The organism is Microcoleus sp. AR_TQ3_B6 (assembly GCF_036702785.1).
GTDB lineage: Bacteria > Cyanobacteriota > Cyanobacteriia > Cyanobacteriales > Microcoleaceae > Microcoleus.
The window spans coordinates 1-1557 of the sequence record NZ_JAUBVJ010000232.1; the positions used below are offsets into that span (position 1 = coordinate 1).

The window sequence follows — 1557 nt, forward strand, 5'->3', positions numbered from 1 at the left end:
TCGATAAAACAAAGTTGGCAAACTACCAAAAAAAGTTCCACCAATAAATTGAACAACACCTTTGGGCTGCGGATGAACAGCGACCCAACTAAAAGAAATCGGCTGAAATTTAAATGAGTTCGACATTTGAATAAAGCTCAGTGAGTGTATAAGTGGGCGTAATTAAACGTAAGTAAACCTAAGGTGGGCATTGCCCACCCTACAGTTACTTACCCTTTAACAGTTCTAGATGCTAGACATTCTAACAGGAATCTCTAATTTCTCCATCACTGTATTTAGGTCGTTCAAATTGGTCTGACTGGCATCGAGTTCGGCTAGCAGTTGCACTAGCATTAGAGCTTTTTCTGAATTGTCGGCTCCCAAACTAGGCAAGTCCAAAGTACCGTTGCGGAACTGTTCCAAAATCGGATCGAGAATTGGCGGATCGATGATGATTGGTCGGCCTGGTTCAACAGTAATTTCGTTCAAGGCTTTTCCACTGGCGATCGCCAAAGTGTAATTGATTTGATCGAAGTCTAGTGCAGTATTAGGTACTGATGGGAAACCATTCGGCAAGAAAGTACCGCGAATTTCGGGATTCAATAATACCTTGACTTGTCTTAGGAATGGAGGCCTTATTACTCGGCCATGGAGCGGAAATAGTGAGACATATCCGCGCACTTCTAACAAACCTGGAGTCAGAACGTCTGGCAGTTTAGGCAACAATTCAACAGATGCAGTTTTGTGAGCGGGTATTGTGAAAAATCCTTGATATACCTCAGGTCTCGCCGGCTGCTGAGTCAGAGGTATAGTGGTGTTAGCGCCTTCCACGTCAACAATTAAGACAGCGTTGTTGAGCAAGATTTTATTCGGATTTGCCGGCACGGGTAAGCTGATTTTAAACTCAATCCGATATTGCACGCTGATCGCTTCGAGATTGGAGATGGTGAGAAAGTATCCCTGAACGACTCGGCGAGCCACTGGGATGAGTGCTGGAGGGATGCCAACCACAGGTGCGATTGGTGCGGTGAGGATTTCAAAGGTGGAAATTTCCATGTTGTTTTCAGAGTAATTTAACTTTTTGGGCTCGGAAAAATTTGTTTGTGTTTTTCCGTTGCTATATCTATGAATAACTGCCCGTCGCGGTTGGTTAACAGTCGCTTTTTCTGGTGACACTCATTAGAGTTAACTCAAGTGAGTGTCGCTCGAGCGTGGGACTTGACAATTGAAAAATTTTTGTTAAAGCGCACAGGAACACGGCTCGGGACTTTAATTTATCCTCGTGTATCTGAAGATGAGAATAAAATATCGAATCGATCATCAGCCCGATCGCACATTAATCTGTTTAGCAATAATTTATGCCAATCAAGGGGAAGTAGCCAAGGCGATCGCATTTTATCAAGAATCTCTCGAACTTCAAGAAAAGATTGGGAATGTTCCAGGAAAAGCTGCTACTTTGCACTGTCTAGCTATAATTTATGCGACTCAAGGGGATGTAGCAAAGGCGATCGCATTTTATCAACAATCTCTCGAACTTAAGGAACAGATTGGCGATGCTCGAGGGAAAGCTGCTACTTT

The 1557-nt window shown here is 43.5% G+C and carries 2 protein-coding genes; one reads left to right on the forward strand and one right to left on the reverse strand.

What is annotated here, in order from left to right; genetic code table 11:
- Positions 1–225: 225 nt before the first annotated feature.
- Entirely contained in the window at positions 226–1035 is an 810-nt protein-coding gene (locus QUB56_RS36865) for a hypothetical protein (RefSeq protein WP_332961297.1), read from the reverse strand.
- Positions 1036–1273: 238 nt separating this feature from the next.
- Between QUB56_RS36865 and QUB56_RS36870 the strand changes: the two genes are divergently transcribed.
- On the forward strand, positions 1274–1557 hold a 284-nt coding region (locus QUB56_RS36870), incomplete at its 3' end, for a tetratricopeptide repeat protein (RefSeq protein ID WP_332961298.1).